Origin of the sequence: Pseudohalioglobus lutimaris (assembly GCF_002866825.1) — a bacterium.
Lineage (GTDB): Bacteria > Pseudomonadota > Gammaproteobacteria > Pseudomonadales > Halieaceae > Halioglobus > Halioglobus lutimaris.
In genome coordinates this window covers 1-5,954 of record NZ_PKUS01000017.1, presented here as the reverse complement: position 1 = coordinate 5,954, position 5,954 = coordinate 1, and the positions used below count along the sequence as shown (strand labels likewise).

8 protein-coding genes are annotated in these 5,954 nt (G+C 48.6%); 1 reads left to right on the top strand and 7 read right to left on the bottom strand.

All coding sequences use genetic code 11. From position 1 onward, the window contains the following. The 7 genes from C0039_RS13180 to C0039_RS13155 all read right to left on the bottom strand — a co-directional run. A partial coding sequence (locus C0039_RS13180) for a transposase (RefSeq protein WP_207796446.1) occupies window positions 1-402 on the bottom strand: 402 nt, incomplete at its 3' end. A 551-nt stretch (window positions 403-953) separates the two neighbouring features. Then, window positions 954-1,358, bottom strand: a complete 405-nt coding sequence (locus C0039_RS13175) for a hypothetical protein (protein WP_101518311.1) — start codon at window positions 1,356-1,358, stop codon at window positions 954-956. Beyond that, window positions 1,348-1,674 carry a hypothetical protein gene (locus C0039_RS20920; RefSeq protein WP_133125999.1) on the bottom strand — a complete coding sequence of 109 codons (327 nt, stop codon included), beginning with the start codon at window positions 1,672-1,674 and terminating at the stop codon, window positions 1,348-1,350. Before C0039_RS20920 ends, C0039_RS13175 begins: the two co-directional genes overlap by 11 nt. A 164-nt stretch (window positions 1,675-1,838) precedes the next feature. Next, on the bottom strand, window positions 1,839-2,078 hold the full coding sequence (locus C0039_RS13170) for a hypothetical protein (RefSeq protein ID WP_101518310.1): 240 nt from the start codon (window positions 2,076-2,078) through the stop codon (window positions 1,839-1,841). A gap of 108 nt (window positions 2,079-2,186) precedes the next feature. Further along, complete coding sequence (locus tag C0039_RS13165) at window positions 2,187-2,915, bottom strand: NYN domain-containing protein (RefSeq protein ID WP_101518309.1); 729 nt, start codon at window positions 2,913-2,915, stop codon at window positions 2,187-2,189. 258 nt (window positions 2,916-3,173) lie between these two features. After that, window positions 3,174-3,491, bottom strand: a complete 318-nt coding sequence (locus C0039_RS13160; RefSeq protein ID WP_133125998.1) for a hypothetical protein — start codon at window positions 3,489-3,491, stop codon at window positions 3,174-3,176. 145 nt (window positions 3,492-3,636) lie between these two features. Continuing rightward, window positions 3,637-4,308: a PDDEXK-like family protein gene (locus C0039_RS13155; protein WP_101518307.1), complete on the bottom strand. Its 672-nt coding sequence runs from the start codon at window positions 4,306-4,308 to the stop codon at window positions 3,637-3,639. Between the two features lie 626 nt (window positions 4,309-4,934). Between C0039_RS13155 and C0039_RS13150 the strand changes: the two genes are divergently transcribed. Then, on the top strand, window positions 4,935-5,540 hold the full coding sequence (locus C0039_RS13150; protein WP_207796445.1) for a hypothetical protein: 606 nt from the start codon (window positions 4,935-4,937) through the stop codon (window positions 5,538-5,540). Window positions 5,541-5,954 lie beyond the last annotated feature (414 nt).

Genomic DNA, 5,954 nt, shown 5'->3' with positions numbered 1-5,954 from the left:
GCTCAGCGTGGCAGTAGAGACCTTGATGCCATACAGGTCCTCGACCTGGGTGGCGATGTCTCGATAGCTCATACCGAGGCCGTACATGGACAGGATCTTGGCCTCAATCTCGTCGTTGACGGAGGTCTGATGCTTCTTGATCAGCTGCGGCTCGAAGTTTCCCGCCCGATCGCGGGGCGTCTCAAGGTCGAAGGGACCGGCAGTACTTTTTACCGCCTTCTTTGTCTTGCCGTTTTTACGGTTGGGGACGACGTCTTCAGCCAGATGGGAATCCAGCTCCGCCTCCAGGGCCGCCTCGGTGAGTTTTTTAATCAGCGGGGTCAGGACGCCGTCCTTCCCAGTGATCGCTTTGCCTGATTGCAGTGCCTTCAGGGCTTTGTCAAAATCGAACTCGTCGCTCATAGGTCAATCCTCTCATATAGAGATTAGTGGATTGACACAGAATTTCTAACGCTCCCTTCGGATTTTGAAGATATCTGATGTGCCCTGGCCCAGACGTCAATACGGCGCTTGCTTTTTACCCGCATTACTTCCAGGCCGGGTCTGCCTATAATCATACTTGCGTGGGACATCGGTGTTCTCTCCATTAAACGATCTTCGCAAAATCAGTTTAATGAATGCCGGTGTCCCCCGTTAATGATGTAGAGCCCTATTCCGGGAGGATGGGTGACACCTGGTTACCCAGATCTGCTCGAATAGAATCAATCGGTCACAAAAGAGGTAACAGTTAACGCTCTCCGATGACATCAGGATAGCGAGCCTTCATCATCTGAGTGAAGAACCTCTTGATCTGAATCTCCTTGTCTTCTGGCAGGCCCGGAATGGTCCAAATAGTGGCTTGAGCAAAGTTCGACAGGCCCCCAGAGGGCTCTTCTATATCTGCCACCACTGTGGTGGAAATATAAGCAGCCAGTAGGCGGCTACTTTCTAAGTATTTGCGGAAATGTCTTTCATTAGTCCTCAGAATTTTGGTTAAAATCGTTTAAAGATTCAGCCGCATCCGAGTGTGATGCCTGTTTTAGAATCACTTTCTCCGGAATCAGATCATCAAGATTTATTGCTGCAATGCCGTAGTCAAATGAAGTTTCCACCTGTTTAACTGCATTCGACAGGACTCGTTCGACATTCTTATTTGAATAGACTTTCTTACAAGGTATTGCGATGACAGAGCCTTCAAATTCCACGAGGATATCTGGAGGATCCCTCAGCGCACAGGTAAATCCAAGGTCTTGTAGCTTTGCGCAAAGCTCCAATTCCCAAAGAAAACCCTTCGCATCGGAGATTTTTCGGCAAAGTAGATCCAGGTCACCGCTTTGCATCTTCCTTAGATAGAATTCGGCCTCATTGTTATCGAGCAATGGCAACAAAGCAGAAGAGATTCGACCAATTTACTAGCGCAGCGAGTAACCTATCAACCGTCGCTTCTGCATCATTACCAGTTAGCCAAGCATCCGAGAGCTTCTTTGTCTCGTCAATTTGTTGAGCGAGACTGCTGCCAGGGTGTATGGAAAGGCCGCGTGCGGTATACAGCTCTTCAATTGCTAGTGCTTGATACTTGGCATCAACATACGAATCTGTTGATTGTCTCTCCAGGTTGGCGATGGCGCCAGAAGGAATGGCAATACCACCCTCTGTTTCTGACCATTGCGTTTGACTATGCTTCTTTGTCTTCAAGAATTAACCGGCTAGGATTACGAAAATCGAGAAGCAAAATTGCTTCGCAGACCGCTTCTTCAAATTCTCTATATGATCTTCTTCGCGAGTGGCCAAATACCACCACTCCTAATTCCCATCATTCCGAGTGCTCTTCTTCGCGTCCACCTCGTGTAAAAGTAGCTTCAAATCATCATCGCTGAAGCCTCCAACTTTTTCCTAATCGCGTCGAATGATCTATCAACCCACTTGTCGTGACTTAGCATCTCTACCAAGAGAGCCTTGACGTGCTCACGAGCCTGGTTCTTCAGAGAATGCATTTCCTTCTCGTGCGCGAATTGTCTATTCTGGAGCTTCAGATTCACCACTCCAGAGGCTAGGGCTCCCACAGCAACTCCAATTAGTGCGAAAATAGCTTCTGTCATTGTTTTTTCTCCTAATGCCCACCCTGGTTACGCTCCAGCAAGACACTGGCAGGTTCATCGTCAGTGTTCTGTGGTACGAGTTCGCCTCGGAAAGCTTTGGCGAAACCATCAACTTTTAGGGTCTCGTATGTACATCGCCGTGCCATTCCTCAACTCGACCTTGAAAAGTTCAGTCGCTTTGATCAGGTCGCTGACTCTACCGTAGCCATAGTTGATAGATGAAAAGGAGCTGTTGTTGTTCGCAATATAGCTGGCTACCTGACCCATATTTGCCCAGCCATCATCACCGGCTGCTTGATCGATTGCAGTTCTAAGCAATCTCACCAAGGCTGTGTCTTGTCTCAGCTTTGCTTTGCTTTTCTTGACAGGGGACGAGACATTCTCTGTCTCGCTCTCGCTACTAGAAACAAGGTTTTCGATATAGATAAATGGTGAACAAGAGTCCACAAATGGCTTGGGAGTCTTTCTCTGACCAAAACCATAAACCGGGAACCCGTTCTCTAGAATTCTCAGCACCAGAGGCGTGAAATCGCTATCACTTGTCATTAATGCAAATGCATCTATATTGCCGCTATAGAGCAAGTCCATGGCATCAATGATCATGGCGGCGTCAGTAGCATTCTTTCCTTTAGTGTAGGCGAACTGCTGCATGGGACGGATTGCATGAGGATGCAATTTGTCAGCCCAGCCAGATAACGAGGAACTTTTCCAATCACCATGGGCATGCCTTACATTCACAGTGCCATGCTTAGCAAGCTCTTCCAATACACCTTCGATCGCGGTGTGACTCACGTTATCACAATCGATTAGAAGAGCGATTTTCTTTGCTTCCTGCATTGACTTCTCCTTTGATTTGCCACGCGATTGTCATAGCGATACAGCTTTTTTAAGTAATTCGACCATATGCACTTACCGTACACCCTGGATACGCTCCAGCAAAACACTGACAGGCTAATTGTCGAGCTCTGTATCATGAAACTACTACCAACTTTTTTTCAACATTTTATCAACAAGAGGCCTGCAGGCTATCCAACTCTCTACAACGGCATCCAATATCTCAGGCCGTCTAGTTTTGCCACACGATTCATATGGGAATTACACGCCAACATCCCAATCCATGTTCGAATGCTTATTAATGATCATTGAGTACATCGCCTGAAGCCATTCACGCTGGACTTTCACTTTCTGTCCCTTTGGACCAGGAAATGCCGTTCGCAAGTCGAAGTCCATCTTGCCGTCGACTGTAGGTTTTGCACCTACGGAAGCAAAGCGCCTCTGCGCAATATTGGCAAACGGGTAGGAGCCAGCATATGTCTTTGTAATACGCAGGAGGTTTGAATTTATCTCGCTCATTACATCAAAGAACCCCTCTTCCCCCATTTCCTTCACAGGATTGCGGTACACCGACTTCATACCATTCGGCACGTTCAAGAAAGCCCGTAAATGCTCGTGTGTAATGAGCAATGAAAGGTGTCGCTGTGTCGTGTGCTCTGCAGAGGGTTCCAAGCTCTTTAGCCGAAGATAATCCCATACGTGCGTGGTGTGCTTCCCAGTTATTTTACTCTTTCCGGGACCTTTCAAATTTGATAATTGCTTTAAACTGCTCCTCTCTCGGAGGTCGCTCATCATCAAACGTATAAGTCGCTTCGCCGTAGCTATATGGGTTCTGCTCATCGAAATGTATTCCAGCGAATTCAGTCAATGTACCCTCCTTGAGGTATGCCTCTGCGGACCACTTACGCTCTGCAATTTCCATGTATCGCAGTGCTCTCATTGCCCACTTTGATTTATCTGATTGGTGAGGTAACCAGCTGTAGATCTCTTTCCACGATCGAAAGACGACATAGACAGGTAAATCAATTTTCGGGGGAGCTACGTCTATTGCCAAAACTGATATTACCGAGAAGCCGCGTCGCTCAGCCGCTTTATAGTGTCTCTTCAACTGATCCAGGCTCAGTTTCGAGGCCACCTTGTTCTCAATCAGTAAAGACCACTCATCCCCATCGTGAACCCAGGCATCGGGGAGCCCAGGCTTTTCATATTCAGATTCAGACAACTCGTACTCACCAGGTAGCTGCTGTTCCACGATGTCTAGTCGTTTCGGTGGCGTAGCCCCTGTGATCCACCTGACGAAACTTCGCATAAGTTTGTCATCCTCCGCAAACGCCGACACAAGCGCATGAGTGAGGCGATTTTCAGGTTGGCTGTATTGGTCGAAGATATTGCGCAACTTACTGCTTCCTTTCTTGCTCTGACTTATTCACTCCTGAGATTCCACCTTACCAGTGTTCGTCCATAATTTATTTCAGTTCTTGAAAATACCTCGACAGCGACGACCCCATTTCGGTTTTCTGTGCTCTTGCCGCAGTAGCCACAGCCCGTTCCGCCTGAAATCAAAAAAATCGGACCTACCCGAGCATTGGCTACGTGTACGAAACCAGCTGTAAATCCCTGGAATGATGCAGAAACTCGATAGAAATCATCGAAATATTGCAAAAAAAATATACCCCCATTTCTAGTGTTCCACGACTCGGCCACCAGACGCAGTGCTTTGCATTCTTGCCTCGGTTCTATGCGGCGCATGGTAAGGGCTGGGTTATGTGTCTGTGACGTGTAATAGCACGTGCGTTCAACGACCGCGAGATATATACCTGCAGGGCGTCGGCATGCACCCGGTATCACCCCCTTTAACTCAAGCAAGCACATATATTCCCCACCCGAATTTCAGGTGACTTTTGTCGGCCAGAAAACTGAGTAAAGCAACGTATCTAATATAGAGGAAATCCGGCCAATTCACGCCTGATACAACCTCTGCAACTTCAACTGTTGAACGAGAACAAACCAGGGAGAAACACCATGGCGACTAACGCTGCCAGCAAGAAAACAGATCCCGCCGAAACAGCGGATTCACCCATCACTATTCTCAAGGAAGCTACCTGCCCCACCAACACCGGGAAGTCCACTCTGGGCTACCAGATCGGTACCAACGAAAAGGGAATCGTACAGCTCAAGCTTACCTCCAACTCAGGTGGCGGTCATTTCTCGTCTTCTTGGATATCTTTCTCAGACGTCCAGGCAGCGCTGAAGGCCTGGCCGCAGGACCAACCAATAACCAGCATGGCGCTTCGTCCTCTCAGTAGAGGTAAAAGTGCTAACGATGCAGGATTCGCCTGTGCAGTTCTGGTAGCTGAGGGGTTTCTAGAGAAGATCACTGGCAAATCCCGGGTACACCAAGCCATCGATCCGAAGCTGTTCAAGGCGAAGGTAGAGGCACTGAAAGGAGGCGGCAGTATGCCAACTACGAATCCTGAGGAGACCTCTGCCCGGAAACATAGGGTACCGGCTAAAGCCAAGGCATCAGCCAAAGCCAAACCCACACCAGAAGCGAAGGCTAAATCGCCCAGGAAGCCAGCATCAATAACTCCGCGCAAGGCGGTGAAAAAGAACCCCCAAAACCCCTGAAACCCCCTCCTCCGACTTGCTGTCGGATTCCCCTCGGTCACCTGTAGTCATTACTCCACGAAGCGCAACACTTCATGAGTCTGGCCTACGCCTGTTTCTCTATACCGGGACAATGCCGAACTTCGGGCTTCTCTTTCGTTTCAACCGCTTAGTAAAAGGAGGACTTTTGCTAACGCTTCTGCTGTTCCTGGCCGTCGGCCTGAGCTTTGTCTCAGGTTCAGTCTGGCTGGTTTCTATCACCCTATCTGCCCTACTGATCAAGCTGTACCCAGTGCTTCTCGCACTGGCTGTTGTTGGCTGCGGAGTGTTCTTACTAATCCATTACCTGAGGAGTGTTGATTTGCAGTGAAGACTGACCCAGGGAGGGTGCGGACAAAATCTTGGACTACTTGGAGGTAGTCCATGTACTCGTAT